Source organism: Ruminococcus sp. (assembly GCF_017549005.1).
GTDB lineage: Bacteria > Bacillota > Clostridia > Oscillospirales > Ruminococcaceae > Ruminococcus.
Window position 1 is genome coordinate 1 of record NZ_JAFYYT010000043.1, and the last position, 17,431, is coordinate 17,431.

General features: G+C 46.9%; 12 protein-coding genes. 10 read left to right on the top strand and 2 right to left on the bottom strand.

The features are described 5' to 3' along the window. The 6 genes from IKW96_RS11125 to IKW96_RS11150 form a co-directional block, all read left to right on the top strand. A partial coding sequence (locus IKW96_RS11125) for a glycoside hydrolase family 11 protein (RefSeq protein WP_296574623.1) occupies positions 1 to 2,038 on the top strand: 2,038 nt, incomplete at its 5' end. A 295-nt stretch (positions 2,039 to 2,333) separates the two neighbouring features. Beyond that, a complete protein-coding gene (locus IKW96_RS11130; protein ID WP_296574626.1) occupies positions 2,334 to 3,362 on the top strand; it encodes a 3-deoxy-7-phosphoheptulonate synthase in 1,029 nt (342 codons plus the stop codon). Positions 3,363 to 3,760: 398 nt separating this feature from the next. Beyond that, positions 3,761 to 5,233, top strand: coding sequence for a polysaccharide biosynthesis tyrosine autokinase (locus tag IKW96_RS11135; RefSeq protein WP_296574629.1), 1,473 nt, complete (start codon positions 3,761 to 3,763; stop codon positions 5,231 to 5,233). Next, positions 5,199 to 5,891 (top strand): CpsB/CapC family capsule biosynthesis tyrosine phosphatase, encoded by a 693-nt coding sequence (locus tag IKW96_RS11140; RefSeq protein WP_296574632.1) that lies wholly within the window; start codon positions 5,199 to 5,201, stop codon positions 5,889 to 5,891. Before IKW96_RS11135 ends, IKW96_RS11140 begins: the two co-directional genes overlap by 35 nt. A gap of 158 nt (positions 5,892 to 6,049) precedes the next feature. After that, positions 6,050 to 7,660 (top strand): alpha/beta hydrolase-fold protein, encoded by a 1,611-nt coding sequence (locus tag IKW96_RS11145; protein ID WP_296574635.1) that lies wholly within the window; start codon positions 6,050 to 6,052, stop codon positions 7,658 to 7,660. Between the two features lie 193 nt (positions 7,661 to 7,853). Beyond that, on the top strand, positions 7,854 to 9,158 hold the full coding sequence (locus IKW96_RS11150) for a glycoside hydrolase family 11 protein (RefSeq protein WP_296574637.1): 1,305 nt from the start codon (positions 7,854 to 7,856) through the stop codon (positions 9,156 to 9,158). Positions 9,159 to 9,239: 81 nt separating this feature from the next. On the opposite strand, the gene IKW96_RS11155 is transcribed toward IKW96_RS11150, so the two are convergent. Further along, positions 9,240 to 9,551 (bottom strand): DUF4298 domain-containing protein, encoded by a 312-nt coding sequence (locus IKW96_RS11155; RefSeq protein WP_296574640.1) that lies wholly within the window; start codon positions 9,549 to 9,551, stop codon positions 9,240 to 9,242. A gap of 232 nt (positions 9,552 to 9,783) precedes the next feature. Here IKW96_RS11155 and IKW96_RS11160 point away from each other — a divergent pair, with 232 nt between their 5' ends. Next, positions 9,784 to 11,457 carry a hypothetical protein gene (locus IKW96_RS11160; protein WP_296574643.1) on the top strand — a complete coding sequence of 558 codons (1,674 nt, stop codon included), beginning with the start codon at positions 9,784 to 9,786 and terminating at the stop codon, positions 11,455 to 11,457. A gap of 62 nt (positions 11,458 to 11,519) precedes the next feature. On the opposite strand, the gene IKW96_RS11165 is transcribed toward IKW96_RS11160, so the two are convergent. Then, positions 11,520 to 12,464: a flavodoxin family protein gene (locus IKW96_RS11165; protein ID WP_296574646.1), complete on the bottom strand. Its 945-nt coding sequence runs from the start codon at positions 12,462 to 12,464 to the stop codon at positions 11,520 to 11,522. 896 nt (positions 12,465 to 13,360) lie between these two features. Between IKW96_RS11165 and IKW96_RS11170 the strand changes: the two genes are divergently transcribed. From IKW96_RS11170 to IKW96_RS11180, 3 genes are all read left to right on the top strand, one after another. Further along, a complete protein-coding gene (locus IKW96_RS11170) occupies positions 13,361 to 13,660 on the top strand; it encodes an ATP-dependent Clp protease adaptor ClpS (protein WP_296574649.1) in 300 nt (99 codons plus the stop codon). Between the two features lies 1 nt (position 13,661). Then, entirely contained in the window at positions 13,662 to 15,908 is a 2,247-nt protein-coding gene (locus IKW96_RS11175) for an AAA family ATPase (protein WP_296574651.1), read from the top strand. Positions 15,909 to 16,263: 355 nt separating this feature from the next. Continuing rightward, a partial coding sequence (locus tag IKW96_RS11180; protein WP_296574653.1) for a glycoside hydrolase family 11 protein occupies positions 16,264 to 17,431 on the top strand: 1,168 nt, incomplete at its 3' end.

Below are 17,431 nucleotides of genomic sequence, written 5' to 3' on the forward strand. Positions count from 1 at the left end.
CGAGCCTGAGGTATTCATGATCACAGGCGGTACAAACGACTCTGTTGTTGGTACTTTCCCGTCACAGTACAGCAGTATCCTTACAAAGAACGGCGTTGAGCACGTTTACCAGTCTATCCCCGGAGGCGGACACGGCGCTGAATCTGTAAAGCCTCATCTTTACACATTCTTCAGATATGCATTCAAATCAGCTGAGGGCGGCAGCAGCTCGGTTGTTACTACAACAGAGGCTCCCAAGCCTACAACAACAACTTCCAAGGCTACTACAACAGCTCCTGCAACAACTACAACTGTAAAGGCAGTTGACCTCAAGGAAGAGCTCAATGCAAAGGTTTCCAAGTGGGGCGACGCTAACGGCGACGGTTCTATCGATATGGCTGACGCTGTAGCTATCATGCAGGCTCTTGCTAATCCGAACAAGTATCAGCTCTCAGACAAGGGCAAGTTCAATGCAGACGTTTACGAGGCAGGCGGCGGCGTTACATCAAATGACGCAGCAGCTATCCAGAAGTACCTCTTAGGTCTCATCAAGTCACTCCCGGAGAGCTATTCAGACGATATAAAGACTGTTACTACAACAGAGGCTCCCAAGCCTACAACAACTACTACAAAGGCTACTACAACAGTTAAGCCCACAACGACCAAGGCTACAACAACAAAGGGCAAAACACCAAGCGGACAGACATTCAGCGTAGGCAACGGCAGAAATCAGTACAAGGCTGATGACGTTGACGGCTACAGCTATGAGATCTGGCTCGATAACACAGGCGGAAGCGGTTCTATGACTCTCGGAAGCGGCGGTACATTCACTACTGAGTGGAGCGCACAGGTTTCAAGAGGTAACTTCCTCGCTCGCCGCGGAAGAAACTATGACCGTTCAAAGAAAGCTACAGACGTTGGAACAGTTGTAATGGACTACGCTGCTGAGTATTCGGCAAGCTCACAGGGCAACTCACGTCTCTGCGTTTACGGCTGGATGACAGATCCTCTCGTAGAGTACTACATCATCGAGGACTGGGTAAACTGGTGCCCGTCTGCTAACGGTCAGAGCAAGACTGTTACTATCGACGGAGCTCAGTATGAGATATTCCAGCTCGATCATACAGGTCCTACTATCCTCGGCACAAACGAAACATTCAAGCAGTACTTCAGCGTTCGTAAGTCCAAGAGAACATCAGGTACTATCACAGTATCAGATCACTTCAAGGCTTGGGCAGAAGCAGGCTGGAAGATCGGTAACCTCACAGAAGTTGCACTCAACGTGGAAGGTTGGGAGAGCAGCGGTAAGGCTAACGTAACAAAGCTTGAGATCACAACCGGCAGCAGCCAGCAGAACAACAACAACCAGCAGAACAATAACAATCAGCAGAATGACAACCAGCAGCAGAATGACAAGCCAAAGGTTGATACTTCAAAGAAGCTCTGCGCTATCTCATTCGACGACGGTGCAAGCGCTCAGTCAAAGTCTGATCCGGGATACAGGATCATCGACGCTCTTATCAAGAACAACATGACAGCTACATTCTTCATCGTAAGCGACTGGATCAAGACAAATGACCAGATCAAGTACGAGTACGAGAACGGAATGGAAGTAGCTAACCATACAAAGTCACATCCACACCTCGGACAGATGGGTGCATCTCAGATCAGAAGCGAGTGGGAGCAGTGCAACAGCAAGCTTAAAGGCATTATCGGCACAGAGCCTTCTCACCTCATGAGATTACCTTACCTTGAGAGCAATGGTACAGTTCAGTCCGCTCTTAACGATGTACCGCTTATCAGCTGTGCTATCGATACTCAGGACTGGAACAATGCTTCAAAGGATCAGATAGTAAGTACTATCAAGCAGGCAGCACAGAACGGTTCACTTGAGGGTGCTATAGTACTTTGCCACGAGAATTATGCTACAACAGCAGCAGCTATGGAGGAAGTTCTCCCATGGCTCGCTCAGAATGGTTACCAGAACGTAAACATCTCTGATATGGCAAAGGCAAAGGGCAAGACACTTGCAGGCGGTCAGGTACACACTCGCGTTTGATCGCAGGTAATTTAACACTGAAACGTGCCGGTCACAGTATCGGTGGTCGGCACACTTATTAAGATTTCTCCAAATTTTAATATCCCCTGAAAGGCAGTCGGTTTCTATCGGCTGTCTTTTCATTTTTATGCCTGTATATGTTAAATGCAATATTTTATTCTTGTATGGGGAGCTGATATTGATTTCCGTGAATGAATATGATATAATGTTCGTATGACGAAAACTTGATACAGTATAATGATACAGGATAAGTAAGAAGAAAGAAAAAGGATAAAATGAAAGAGGTTGATCATTTATGAACATGAATTTCAAGTGCAAACTGCCTATACCTGCCGAGGTAAAGAGCGAGTTCCCCGTTTCTGAGGAGCTCGGAAAGGTCATCGCTGCGAGAAATGCTCAGATAGCTGATGTTATCGCAAGCAAGGACGACAGACTTCTGCTTATCATTGGTCCTTGTTCCGCTGACCATGAGGACAGCGTTATGGACTACATCTGCCGCCTCCGCGAGGTGCAGGAAAAGGTTAGCGATAAGATACTTATCGTGCCGAGGATCTACACAAATAAGCCGAGAACCACGGGTAAGGGCTACAAGGGAATGCTCCACCAGCCCGATCCCGATCAGAAGCCTGATATGTATAAAGGAATCGTTGCTATCCGTAAGCTCCACCTCCGCGCGATACAGGAGACAGGCTTTACCTGTGCGGACGAAATGCTCTATCCCGAGAATCACCGTTACCTCAACGATCTCCTCGGTTATGTTGCTGTGGGAGCACGTTCCGTTGAAAATCAGCAGCACAGACTTACCGCAAGCGGACTCAATGTCCCTGTAGGTCTCAAGAACCCTGTAAGCGGAAGCATGGCTGTGCTCATGAACTCCATAGAGGCTGCACAGTCGGGACATACCTTCCTCTACAGAGGCTGGGAGGTAAGCACAAACGGCAATCCTCTTGCCCATGCCATACTCAGAGGTTTTGAAAACAACCACAGCCAGTGTATGCCGAACTATCACTATGAACACCTTGAAATGCTTCATCAGCTCTATGTGCAGAAGGGATTCGAGAACCCTGCGGCTATCATTGATACGAACCACTGCAATTCGGGCAAGCACCCATTTGAACAGCCGCGTATCGTGAAAGAGGTCCTCGGAAGCCGCAGATATAACGAGGATATCCGCAAGCTCGTCAAGGGCTTCATGATCGAGAGCTACATAGAGGACGGTTCGCAGAAGATAGAAGAGCACATCTACGGAAAGTCAATAACAGACCCATGCCTCGGCTGGGAAAAGACAGAAAAGCTCATACTTGATGTCGCTGACAGATTATAAAGCAAAAAAGGCATAAAGAAGGTTCTTCTTTATGCCTTTTCTGAAATAAAAAAGAGGAAATAATAACAGATGTATCGTATCATGGCGGTATTATTAAAAAATGTCCGCAGAACGGTCACTTGATTTATTGTTTGCTCTTTATTATTTCATCTATTTTCTTTTATCACTTGCGCGATTTTGCCGCTCTTTTGATGTTTTGTGAAAAGACGGTTGCCGTGTGATAAAATATATATGCGAAATGTTCAAATCATGCGAAATACGGGAGGTTTTTCTTGACTTTGCACAGAAAATATGATACAATTGTTAAGACAATGGGAAGTTTTCATTAATAAAAACAATTAACGATGAAAATGGCTTTTTGTGATATTAGAGAAAATGTGAAAAGGAAGTAATCAGGGATGAATAAGTTAACTATTAAGGACTTTATCAAGCTTTTAATGGGAAAGTTCTGGCTCATTTTGTTTTTTATGATAATCGGCGGAGTGGCGGCGTTCTGTTATTCTAAATTCATGCTCCCGCTGCAGTATGAGTCGCATATCACCATGTATGTCCAGAGCTATACGAATGTCAATGAGAATGCCAACAATACCAATAATATCACCAATTCAAAGCAGCTCGTTAATACATATATGGAAGTTCTCAAGGACGACGCCGTTATGGACGCTCTTGGCGATCGCCTTATGGATATGTTCGACCAGGATACCCTTGCAAGCAATTTCACCATATCCAACAGAAAGATCGTTCCTTCTTCGATCAGAAGAACGATAAGCGTTACTTCCGTTGCTGATACTTCAGCTCTCAAGCTTTCAGTAATTACAAAGAACCCGAATGTTTCCGCAGCAGTCTGCAATGCTCTTACAGTCATAGCTCCTAAGTTCGTTCAGGACGCTGTAGGAGTAGGTTCGATAAATACTATCGACAAGGCAAGAGTTTACAATAATCCTGTCGGCCCGAATGTAAAGAAGAACGCGATCCTCGGTGCGGCAGCAGCATTTTTCCTGATAGTTTTTCTCATTTTCCTTATTGATTTCTTCGATAATACAGTCAAGGAAGCCGATATGCTCGGCAATAAGTACAAGAAGGCTATCCTCGGCGAGGTAAACAGATTCGACGACTTCAGGAAGCGCAAGGGCGGCAAGAAGGACGCAGAATCAAGGCTCCTTATCTCAGACCCCAAGACTCCTTTCAATGTTTCCGAGAGCTATAAGTCGATCCGTACAAACGTAATGTTCGCAATGGGTACCAGCGACAATAAGACAGTCGTTGTTTCAAGCCCTAATCCCAGCGACGGCAAGTCCACAACAGCTGCGAATATCGCTATCGCTTTTGCTCAGACAGACAGCAGGGTGCTTCTCATCGACGCTGATATGAGAAAGCCTGTTCAGCATAAGACCTTCAAGGTAAAAAACACAGACGGTCTTTCAACTCTTATAATCAAGAAGTCCACAACTGCAAAGTGTATAAGGGAGAACGTAGTGGAGGGTCTCGATCTGATCCCCTCAGGTCCTACTCCTCCTAACCCGTCGGAGCTTCTCGCTTCCGAGAATTTCGCAGAGCTTCTCAATCAGTTCTCAGTCGTATATGACTACATAATCATTGATACTCCGCCTATCAACGTGGTAAGCGACGCAATGGTAATGAAGAATCTCGTAAACGGTATCTTAGTCGTTGTCAAGCACGGCAAGACCACATTTGACGAGGTCGATAACTGTATGAAGCAGCTCGACCTTGCACAGGCAAATATGCTCGGCTTTGTAATGAACGAGATCGAGCAGAATCGTCACTCTTCATATTATAAATCAAAGTATGATTACGGCTACGGAGAGTCAGGAAGCAGTGACAAGAAGGGTTCAGAAGCTGATGCTGACTGATCACCACTGCCATATTCTTCCGGGCATCGACGACGGCTCGGACAGCGTCGATACTTCGCTGCAAATGATAAAGACCATGAAGGAGCAGGGCGTTGAACGTATAGTCGCTACCTCGCATTTCTATGCACACCGCGAAAAAAGCGTCAGCTCTTTCATTGAAAAGAGAAAAAATGCATATGACAAGCTGGTTCAGGCCGATCCTGCAAACAAGGATATACTCCTCGGCGCAGAGGTCGCTGTTGAACACGGAATAAGCAGGCTCGAGGGTATTGAAAATCTCCGAATCGCTGATACTAAGTACATTCTCCTTGAATTTCAGTACACGAGTTTTGCTCCGTGGATGCTGGAGGAGGTAAACGATATCGCTTATGAATACGGACTTACTCCGATACTGGCGCATATCCACAGATACCTTGAGTATTACAGCAGATCCGAGATAGAGGAAGTCCTCAGAGCGGAAGCTGTTCTGCAGTTCAATAACGAGGCCTTTGAGAGCTTCAAGGAAAAAAGGTTTGTGAAATCGCTCATAAAAGAGGGTTATCCTTACGTTTTCGGCAGCGATTCCCACAATATGAGGAGCAGAAAGCCTAACTGGGACGTTCTTCAGAAGAAAGCAAAGCCTGATGTGATCGACGGAGTTGCCGATATATTTGAATAGTATAAGGGAGCTGAAAAGCTCCCTTTTTGTTTTTATGTTGACAAAACGGTGTTGAATATTGTGCACATATACGAATGTGAGAAGAAGTTCGTCTTTTTGTACCTCCCCAAAACACTTATTGCAGAACTAAAGGTTCTGAACGAAACGGAGGAAAAAAGATGAAAAAAATCACAGCAGCTGTTTTATCACTTGCTTTTCTGCTATGTTTAGCTTCATGCAGCTCATCCGGCAGTGAAAAGGGCAGCAATGCTTCATCACTTTCGCAGAAGGTGCCGGCTGAAACAAAGCTGACAAACCACATGAGCGATACCGAACGGAGCAGGTTAACTGTCGGGCAGCTTACGGTGTTCGACCATGAGCAGAAAGAAGACGGTGTGGTTCCCTCGGAGGGGATATACCTTGAACTGTGGAACGGGGAGGATTATGCCGATTATTATGAGCACTACAACGAGCACAACAGCGATTATCCCATGACTGACGAGGAAATAAAGGAAGCTGTCGAATACACGCGCGGCGCTGAGGGGGATATAAAATACGCATTCGTGGACGGAGATGTAGTAGTTGATACGCTGGATATGCTAGAAAAGGATTATGACGGCGGCGAAATAACCCTGTATGAGCTCTCTCCTGTACTGAGGCGCCTTGACGAAAACGGGAATGAGGAGTATTACGACAGGGACAACAATAAGCTTACCGAAGAGGAAGCAAATGAAATGGAGAAAGAGTTCTTTTCGGAAGAACACAAGCGTACATTTGCGGATTTTGAGGAATTGAAGCCCTATCTCCATGATGTCATCAAGTTCACTCACATGGGTCTGAATATACCGACAGCCGAAACAGAGCATGATTACGAGCAGATACTGAGAGTATGGGAAGCTGTCATAGACAAGTCCTATAAGACCGTTCCGTACGGTACTGTGGACAAGTGGATAGAAAACAGGCTAAACCCTTCCGCAGACTCTTTCGTATGGGAGATAGACCACGACAAGATAAAGGCGATAGAGCCCTATGTCCGCGAATACAATATCTACGACGAGCAGCTGGACACAAATTTTGTAGTCCATGTGACTCTGCCCCCTGATTTCAGCGGTGACAGGACCTATCCTGCATATGTTCTCACTGACGGAGTATGGCGCTTCAACGACTGTGCCGAACTCAGGAAGACAATGGAAGAGGGAAAGGCGGACGATGTGCTGCTTGTCAGCATCGGCTATGATTACGGGATAAACGGCATGGACGATGAAAACCGCATAAAGTTCTTCTGCGACCGCTGTGAGGATTTCCTCACATTAATCACTGACGACCTTATGCCGTACCTTGGGGAAGAGTACAGCATAAACTATGAGGATTCCACACTTTTCGGACATTCTCTCGGGGGAACATTCGCACATTATGCAGTGTTCAATTCAGACAAGTATGAAAATCAGCCCTTCGGTAACTATATAATAGGAAGTCCTGCGTTCTGGTCGCCCGGATTCCTGCCCTATACTGACGGTGACGAGTTCAGGAGGGAGTACGGCTACTTTGACCGCAACAAGTCCATAGACAAGCGCATTTTCGTCTGCGGCGGTGCTGACGAGGACCCCGTTTACGACGCATATTACGGCGAAAACGACTCCACCCTCCAGGGCATAGAGCACCTTATGGAGAGGCTTGAGGCCTACGGGGTGACAACTGCGGAATCAAAGATATATCCAGATTCCGAGCATTATCAGTTCATACCCGGAATGCTTGTGGAAATGCTTGAAAAATTCTATCCGAAAAACTGATAACTGACTAAAACAGCCGTGAGAGAGCTCAATGCCCTCTTGCGGCTGTTTTTTGTGAAATACATATGAACGGGTGAACGCAATATTCGATTAAGCAACCGCAAAAAATGACTTGTAAAATATTTTGTATATGATACAATCAAAATAGGATATTATTGTCTCCGAATACTATGAAAGTGAGGGAATAAACTGAATGCTAAAAGGTTTATTGAAGAAATTATCGGTATTTACAGTTGCCTGTATGCTGGCTGTGTCGGTCGGCTGCAGCAGCTCGGAAAGCACAAACGATAACAGCACGGCAGATAAGACGAAAAAAACTGAAAAAGCAGAGCCTCAGGTTTTTACCGAGAACGTTACGGGTACTGCTGACGACTACGATTATGAGCTCTGGAAGGACGAAGGAGACACCACATTTACTGTAGAGCCGGGCGGCGGCTGCTACTCCTGCGAATGGGACAATATCAACAATGCTCTCTTCCGCCGCGGAAAGAAGTACGACTGCACCATGACCTATGAGGAAATGGGCAATATCTCAATTGATTACGGCGTTGACTACCAGCCTGACGGAAATTCATATATGTGCGTTTACGGCTGGACAAGAGAACCGCTTATAGAGTACTACATCGTTGAATCATGGGGCACATGGAGACCACCCGGAGCTCCTATGGCTCTCGGTACCGTTGAAGTGGACGGAGCTGTATACGATATCTACAAGACAACAAGATACGAACAGCCGTCTATCGACGATATACAGACATTTGACCAGTACTGGAGCGTAAGAAAGGAAAAGCCCGTGCCAAGCGGCACAAAGATAGAAGGAACCATTTCGGTTTCCAAGCACTTTGATGCATGGAAGAAGTGCGGACTCGAGCTGGGCAAGATGTACGAGGTCGCGCTCAACATCGAGGGCTACCAGTCAAAGGGCAAGGCAACTATCTACAAGAACGACCTCAAGGTTGAGGGAACATATGCCGAAGCTGACGATATCAAGGTAACAGTTGACGAGGAGGCTATCGAAAAGCTTTCAGGAGCCGAAACAGGTACTCCCGAGGCAGCAGGCTTCTTCAACATAGGCTTTGAAAAGGGGACTGAGGGCTGGATAACAAGAGGCGGTCCGCTGGTAACTGTGGATAAGGAGAATGCCTTTGAGGGCAAGCAGTGCCTCTTCGTAAGCGGAAGGACCGATAACTGGAACGGTGCGACAATAATGTTGAGCAGCGATACCTACAAGCCCGGAGAGGCTTACAGCTTCAAGGCGAAGGTAATGCAGAAGAGCGGCGAGGAAGTCACCATGAAGATGACCATGCAGTACAACATGGGCGGCGAGAAGTATGACGAGGTAGCTCTTGCAAAAGCAAAGAGCGGCGAGTGGATAACTCTCGAGAACCCTGCATACGTTATCCCTGAAGGTGCTGAAAACCTCCAGCTTTATGTCGAGTCTCCCGATAGCCTTACAGACTTCTACGTTGACGAGGTATCAGGAGGAGAAAAGTCCTGAGAAAACAGTATAAATATATGATTTGGCGTTGCTATAAGCAGCGCCAAATCATATTTCTCAGCTTTTTCCCGGACTTTTTCATCAAAGTTCCAAGGAGAGCTTTTTTATGTACCCGACAAGCTCGTCATTGTCATTGAGAAAATCCCATACTCCGTCCTCGGAAAGTACTCCGCGTTTGAGGCCGTCGGGCAGCTCGCCCGACTCGTCTGCCTGAAAATCGTGCTTCCAGTTGTCGCTCCTGTAGTATCCTTTCAGAGCGGCGATGTCAGCGAGAGCCTTTTCGTAGGCTTTCAGCGCTGCTTCCAGGCGCTTGCCTGCGGAAGCTGCTCTGTCGAAGCGCTTTTCCATTTCCCTGATACGTTTTACAGTGCCTTTTAATTCGGTATTGTCCATGATTCTCTCCTTTTCTGTATTTTCAAAGCTGTTTGACGGGATGTTTCTGTTTGATCAATATCAGTTCAATAACCGACTGACAGCGGTTATTGAGTGCACATTAATTATAGCATTAAAACCCTGTTCAGTCAATGCTGTGGGGAGTCTGGGGATATTTTTTTGCCCGTTCGTTGTAATAAGCGCATTTTTATGTTATAATAAACTCAATATTTATCGTAAAAGGAGAACAGCTATGAAAAGGAACCCTCTTTCTGACATAAAAAGCTTCAGTCTGCTTGCTCCCGATGAAAACGGCGGAACTTTCAGACTTGGCAGCAATACGGCAAACGACCTCTCACTGAACTTTCTGGCTGAAAGCATTTCCGGCAATTCCTCGGAACAGTCGGTGCTGAAAAGCATACTTCTCGAAATGCCCGTGAGCGAAAAAGTCATCAGCTACCGCAGAGCTGTTTATTCCGAGCTCAAAGACAATGAGGAGCTGTGTGAGGAGCTCTATAATATTTTCGACGCCATGCGCTTCTATTCAAACGACAGACCCGCACAAATAGGCGGTAGTTCCACTATAATGGAGTTTTTAGTGCGACTAAGGGCTCTTGAGGGGTATGTGAACTCTGTTCTGAAAATAAAGGAAGTCATCGGTGGACATGAGTTCAAATCTGAGGGCTTGAAGCTCTTTGCCGGGTACATAAGCGAGATATGCGATAACAGCGGCTTTGAAGAACTGGAAAAGGACCTTTCCGTAGTCGGCGATGACATAAACAATATAAAAAGCATAACTATCGGTGTGAATCTTGATCATGAGTTCTACCCTAAGGAATCAGGAATACTGTCACTGAACAAGTTCTATTTTGACCGACAGAGCGCGATCAGGCGCTTTGTGAAGTTCCACCTGAAAGATCAGATCAATGACAAGGACTTGATGCAGTTTTCCATGGAGACGCACGATAACGATCTCCGCTTGCTGCGTCAGAAGTACAATGGTTTGCCTTCACCGACAAACCGTGCAACGGATACCCCTCTTATGAACAATCTCAATACCATAATCGAGAGAATGCTCCCGTCCTGTACTTCAAAGCTGAAAAGGGTGCTCGACAGATACGTTGATGTCAGCGGAAAAGCCCTTGCGAAGCTTGCTGATGAGCTGTTGTTCTATCTGCGCTTTATAGGCCTTGAAAAGAAGCTGAAAGAGCATGGAATGCCCTGCTGCTGCGGAGAGGCTTCTGAGGACGATACAGTGCTCAGGGACTTCTACAACGTGAAGCTTGCCATTTGCCGCCTGAAAGGCACTATTGACGAGGAGATTGTATGCAACGATATGGAGTTCACAAAGGACAAGACGGTGCAGATACTCACGGGACCGAACCGCGGCGGTAAGACCGTGCTCACCCAGGGGATAGGTCTTGTGTTCCTGCTGTATCAGAGCGGAGTTTTCGTTCCTGCCGCTTCTGCGAAGATACGTCCATGCGACGGAATATACACACATTTTCCCGTTGAGGAGGAGAAGACCGTATCCCTCGGACGGCTTGGCGAGGAAGCTGAAAGGTTCAACGAGATATGCAGGACCGCAGACAGCGGAAGTCTCCTGCTTTTCAACGAGTCCTTTGCCACTACCAGTCATACCGAGTCGCTGTATATTGCTGAGGACGTGCTGAAATACCTGTGCTGTATCGGTGCGCGTACCTGTTTCAATACCCATATGCACGAGCTTGCGGAAAATGCGGATAAGATAAGCGACGCGGCGGCTTCGGGTTACAGAGCTGTCAGTGTGGTAATGGAAAACGAAAACGGAAAGCGCTCCTACAAGATCGGCTATAAAAAGCCCGACGGAAAGAGCTATGCTCATGAAATCGCCTATAAATACGGCATAACCTTTGAACAGCTCAGTGAAAAGAACCGCATTGTCTGACAGAAAAGCGCTCACCCCTGCATTACGCAGAGGCGAGCGCTTTTGGCATATATTATATTGTCTTAAAGTCCCTTGAACTGTATCTTTGTGTACTTGGGAAGCTTTTCCGCAACTGTCTGACGCTTGGTGGGGTCCATGAAGAAGCCGCCCTGTACTTCGGCTATCTCGTCGCAGTGAACTCCGCGTCCCTCCTCGGTGGTACGGTCGCGCTCCAGTCCGTTGGGAGCGATGACGAACTTCCACTTGCCGTCGGGAGTCTTTTCCAGGTCTCCTCCTGCGCCGCATACGGTACACTCGATAGGATATCTCAGGCCCTTCCACTGTACGTCGCCGAGACACAGACTGTTGCTGTGGCAATTTGGACACCAGCCCGTATCGGGATCGCCCTGCCATTTACGCTCTTCCGGCGGTGTGTTAAGGGCTTTCATAACGTTTCCGCCTATTTCTCTTGCACGTGCCAGCTTTTCATCGAAGAGCAGCACCTGTGCAGGTGCGGGAACTCCCGTAGCCATGTACATATCCACGATCTTGAAGCTGTTGGTAACTGTCGTTATCTGCATACATTCAAGGCTGAGTGACTGCCATGAGCGGTAAGAGCCGCCCACTGCTATGAGAGCGCCGACGCGGTCGTGGTGCTGTATAGCGCCTATCTTCTGGAGGAAGGAAGCTTCGTAAGCGAGGTTGCGGTGCATGAACTTGAGGAATACCGATGACGGCATAAGAGCATATGTAGGAGCTGAGAAGATAACTGCGTCCTGATCCAGCATGACCTGCATTATCCTGTCCTTGTCGTCCTTGTCTGCGAGAACGCAGCCTGTGTTCTTGCCGCAGGACATACCAATAGTGCATGAGGTGCAGCCCGTACAGTCAATGATATTGTAATCCCTGAGATTTATCATAGTGATCTCTGCACCCTGTTCCTGACAAACAAGTAAAGCCTCTTTCAATAATATTTCGCTGTTGCTGTTTTTTCTGCCTGCTGTAATGCCCATTACTTTAAAACTCATAATAAACTCCTTTTTCGTGTTGAACTCCGCATGAAAACAGAGCTCAGGATGGGAAATGATACGTAATATCCTTATATGATTATCAGTCCGGTGCTCAGAACGCAAGATAACAAGGGTGTACGAACGCGACCGCCTGAGGTATAAGGTTTCCGTAAATAATATGAATTGATCGTGATTATCATGCTGATAATAATATCAGCTTTTTCTGTGCTGTTGTTTTGATATCCTTACCTCTTTAAAATAAAAAAATAATTGTGATGAAAAGTTTGAAAAGACATTTGCAAAATATAAAGATCCCATTTCTCCTCAATGATATTGAATTTACTATGTTTTTGCCATAAGTTGCGGATATATCGTCCCTCCTTAAAAAGCGCGCCGCTGATTTTTCCACTGTATGTTATGCCCCTATCTGACAGCTCGGGAATTGCATGAGCGTCAGTGAACAGTGGTAATTATGTCTGTAAAGTTCAAATCAAGAATAAATTGCCTATTTTTATTCATTTTCTTAATTATACCCTAAAAACAGGGAAAAATCAATCGCTAAATAGTACAATAATCAACTCGAAAAATTGTTAATGATAAACTTGAAAAGTTCACATTTTTATGATAAAATGAAATTTATAGTGCGGCTTTAACAGAAAAATAACAGGAGATTTGTGCTTGTTTCACAGTTGAAGAAAATCAGCCATAAAGAAGTTGTTTCATGCTTCCTTATGGCTGTTTCTGATTTTGCATATAAGCTGTCGTGGCATACGGGTCTTACAGCCGTAAAAATAATGTATCAAAGAGTGTATGATAAGTCGGAAAAAGAGATAAGATACACACATTTCTTTGACTTTTGCCGTATAATGTGATATAATGTTAGAGTAATTCTTAATATCGACGGGGGTGACCGTATGTCAGTAAAGGGTGCGGCTAAGGAGCGTACCGAAAGCAGGCTCAAAGAGCCCAAGCAATACAATGTGATAATGATAAACGACGATTTCACCACTATGGAATTTGTCGTTGAGATACTGGTGGAGGTTTTCCACAAGGACGAGCTTACTGCTCAGGCGCTGATGATGAACGTACACAAGAACGGACAGGCTGTCGTGGGAAAATACCCCTATGATATTGCGGCAACAAAGGTCAGGATAGCTCTTGACAGGGCAAAGGAGCAGGGCTTTCCGTTCAGAATGACGGTAGAGGAGGCTTGACATGGAGCTGTCTAAGGAAGCGCTTGATATAATCTATCAGGCTATGGAATATGCTAAAAAGAGAAACTATGAATATGTTACTCCCGAGCTCGTGCTCCTTATGATGCTCAGGGACAAGACATTTACGGAAGCCTTTGAGGAATGCGGTGGAAACGCAGGTATGCTCGAGGACTACTTAAAGGAATACGCCGAGGAATATATGGACAAGGCAGAGGTGGAAAAGCCCGAGCTTTCCGACGGCGTGAATATGCTCATGAATTACGCCGCAAGGAGCGCCTACAACAGCGGAAGCCAGAAGGTACACCTGAGACACATCATTCACGGTCTGTGGAACCTCGATAACTGCTATGCTATCTACTTCATGGAAAAGCAGGGCATCGCGGAAGCCGATCTGCTGCAGGAGATGGCGGAAATAGAGGAAAACGAAGCCGTTTACGGCTCTACTGACGGAAGGTTCGGCGAGGCGGAGGAAAGTCAGAGCGGCTGGAAGCTCTATGCACCCTGTCTGAACGAAACTCTCAGGGACGCTAATCCGCTGATAGGACGTGAAGCCGAGCTGGACAGGACTATACAGATACTCTGCCGCAAGGACAAGAACAATCCGCTTCATATCGGCGAATCCGGTGTGGGCAAGACAGCAATAACCTACGGACTTGTACAGCTCATACGGGAAGGAATGGTCCCCGAGCCGCTCAAAGGGGCGAAGATATTCTCCCTCGATCTTGGCGGAATGCTTGCGGGAACGCAGTACAGAGGCGACTTCGAGAAGCGCTTCAAGAAGGTCCTCACGGAGATAGGCAAGGAAGAAAAGCCCATAATCTATATTGACGAGATACATAACCTCTCAGGCGCCGGAGCAGTCGGCGAGGGCTCCTTTGACGCTTCAAATATGCTGAAGCCGTATCTTGCTGACGGGCGTATACGATTTATCGGAGCAACTACATTTGAGGAGTACAAGAAATACTTCGAGAAGAACAAGAGCCTTGTGCGCCGCTTCCAGAACGTTGAGATAAAAGAGCCCACGGAAGAGGAAACAGAGAAGATACTTGACGGTCTCAAGCAGAAATACGAGAAATACCACGGCGTTAGATACGGAAAGGGTATCATGAAGTACGCCGTTCACATGAGTGCGAAGTACATCAACGAGCGTTTTCTCCCCGACAAGGCTATCGACCTCATAGACGAGGCGGGAGCTTTCGTGAAGCTCCACCCAAAGGAAAGAAAGATACAGCTTGTGGACAAAGCCGTTATAAATCAGGTGCTTACCACTATCTGCCGCGTTCCCGTGGAAACTGTAGCAACAGACGACACAGCAGGTCTTTCTGAGCTTGAGGGCAAGCTGAAAGGCAGGATATTCGGTCAGGACGAAGCGGTAACGCAGGTGGTCAATGCGGTGAAGTTCTCGAAAGCAGGGCTTCTTGAGGATAACAAGCCTCTGGCGAGCCTGCTGTTCGTAGGTCCCACAGGTGTGGGAAAGACCGAGATAGCAAAAAGACTTGCGGAAGAGCTGGGCGTGAAGCTCATACGCTTCGATATGAGCGAATACGGCGAAAAACACGCTGTTGCCAAGCTCATAGGCTCGCCTGCTGGCTATGTCGGCTACGAGGACGGCGGGCTTCTTACGGAAGCTGTCAGGAAAACGCCGTCGGCGGTGCTGCTCCTTGACGAGATTGAAAAGGCTCATGCCGACATCTACAATGTGCTGCTGCAGGTCATGGATTATGCGACTCTCACGGATAATCAGGGAAGAAAAGCAGATTTCAGGAACATTATCCTTATAATGACCTCAAATGCAGGTGCTAACCGCATAGGCAAGAGCACTATCGGATTTCAGAGCGGTAGCATGAACAACAGCGTTATCACAGAAGCTGTCAAGCAGACCTTCCAGCCGGAGTTCAGGAACAGGCTCAATAAAATAGTTGTTTTCAACAGCATGGACGATGATATGGCGGCAATGGTCGTTGACAAGAAGCTCAGCGAGCTGGCATTGCAGCTCTCGGCGAAGAAGATAGACTTCACAGCCGAGGAGAGCGCAAAGGAGCTTGTGAAGAAAAAGGGCGTAAGTCAGGAATTCGGCGCAAGAGAGGTCGACCGCGTCATCAGAAACGAGATAAAGCCCCTGTTTGTGGACGAGATACTGTTCGGAAAGCTCAAAAACGGCGGAACTATCACTCTTTCGGCAGCCGATGATGAGTTTTCGGTTACAGCTGAGAAAAAGGGAAGCGCCAAAGCTTCGGCTTCGCAGTGACGGAAATGAAATAGCAATAAATGATGCCCGTACCTCAAAAAGTACGGGTATCTTTATGCGAAAAAGCATTTTTTATCATAAGATTACTATGGAATGTTCATTTTTTGCGGTTGCTTAAAATGTATTAAAAATTGCGCTTTTTGTATGGCAATACGCCGATTTTCGCGGTTTATAGCCTATTACATTTTGTATAAAGCCGCAATATTTGGTCTGATTGTATATCAAGAGCAAGAAATGACTTGATTTATATTAACCAAAAATATTATAATATTATCAGAAATATATAACGAGCTCGTTTTTTTGAAGGGATTACTGAATCATATCTTTTAATATCTTTATCAAAGGAGTGATCAAAGTGAAGCTGAAAAAATTCAAGAAGATCATCAGCGGTACTGTATCAGCAATGATGATCGCAGCAAGCATACCTGCTGTTGCTTCAGCTGCTGACCAGCAGACAAGAGGTAACGTAGGCGGATATGACTACGAAATGTGGAATCAGAACGGACAGGGTCAGGCTTCTATGAACCCCGGCGCAGGTTCCTTCACTTGCTCGTGGAGCAACATCGAAAACTTCCTTGCTCGTATGGGTAAGAATTTCGACAGCCAGAAGAAGAACTACAAGGCTTTCGGCAATATCGTTCTCACTTATGATGTAGAGTACACACCAAGAGGAAATTCGTATATGTGCGTATACGGATGGACAAGAAACCCGCTTATGGAATACTACATCGTTGAAGGCTGGGGCGACTGGCGTCCACCCGGAAACGACGGTGAGAGAAAGGGTAACGTAACTCTTAACGGAAATACTTACGAGATCGCAAAGACAATGCGTTACAACCAGCCTTCTCTCGACGGTACATCTACATTCCCACAGTACTGGAGCATCAGAACTACAAGCGGTTCAGCTAATAATCAGACTAACTATATGAAGGGTACTATCGACGTATCCAAGCACTTTGACGCATGGTCACAGGCTGGTCTCGATATGTCAGGTACTCTCTACGAAGTATCTCTCAACATCGAGGGCTACAGATCAAACGGTTCTGCTAACGTTAAGAGCGTAACAGTTACAACTAATGCAGCTGACAGCGGCAACGGCGGTCAGCAGCAGGATCTCGGCGGCGGAAACGACTGGAATCAGGGTGAAAACGACTGGAACCAGGGCGGCAACGACTGGAACCAGGGCGGCTTCGATTTCGGCGGCGGTCAGGACTGGAACAACTGGAATCAGGGCGGAAACGACTGGAATCAGGGCGGCTTCGACTGGAACCAGGGCGGACAGGACTGGAATAACTGGAACCAGGGCGGCAACGACTGGAATCAGGGCGGCAACGACTGGAATCAGGGCGGTCAGGACTGGAACAACTGGAACCAGGGCGGCAACGACTGGAATCAGGGCGGACAGGACTGGAACAACTGGAACCAGGGCGGCAACGACTGGAATCAGGGCGGACAGGACTGGAATAACTGGAACCAGGGCGGCAACGACTGGAATCAGGGCGGCAACGACTGGAATCAGGGCG

What these genes read in the sequence shown, in the direction of transcription:
- IKW96_RS11130 (WP_296574626.1), top strand. Translation starts at nt 2,334, where the DNA reads ATGAACATGAATTTCAAGTGCAAACTGCCTATACCTGCCGAGGTAAAG.
- IKW96_RS11135 (WP_296574629.1), top strand. Translation starts at nt 3,761, where the DNA reads ATGAATAAGTTAACTATTAAGGACTTTATCAAGCTTTTAATGGGAAAG.
- IKW96_RS11145 (WP_296574635.1), top strand. Translation starts at nt 6,050, where the DNA reads ATGAAAAAAATCACAGCAGCTGTTTTATCACTTGCTTTTCTGCTATGT.
- IKW96_RS11150 (WP_296574637.1), top strand. Translation starts at nt 7,854, where the DNA reads ATGCTAAAAGGTTTATTGAAGAAATTATCGGTATTTACAGTTGCCTGT.
- IKW96_RS11155 (WP_296574640.1), bottom strand. Translation starts at nt 9,551, where the DNA reads ATGGACAATACCGAATTAAAAGGCACTGTAAAACGTATCAGGGAAATG.
- IKW96_RS11160 (WP_296574643.1), top strand. Translation starts at nt 9,784, where the DNA reads ATGAAAAGGAACCCTCTTTCTGACATAAAAAGCTTCAGTCTGCTTGCT.
- IKW96_RS11165 (WP_296574646.1), bottom strand. Translation starts at nt 12,464, where the DNA reads ATGAGTTTTAAAGTAATGGGCATTACAGCAGGCAGAAAAAACAGCAAC.
- IKW96_RS11170 (WP_296574649.1), top strand. Translation starts at nt 13,361, where the DNA reads ATGTCAGTAAAGGGTGCGGCTAAGGAGCGTACCGAAAGCAGGCTCAAA.
- IKW96_RS11175 (WP_296574651.1), top strand. Translation starts at nt 13,662, where the DNA reads ATGGAGCTGTCTAAGGAAGCGCTTGATATAATCTATCAGGCTATGGAA.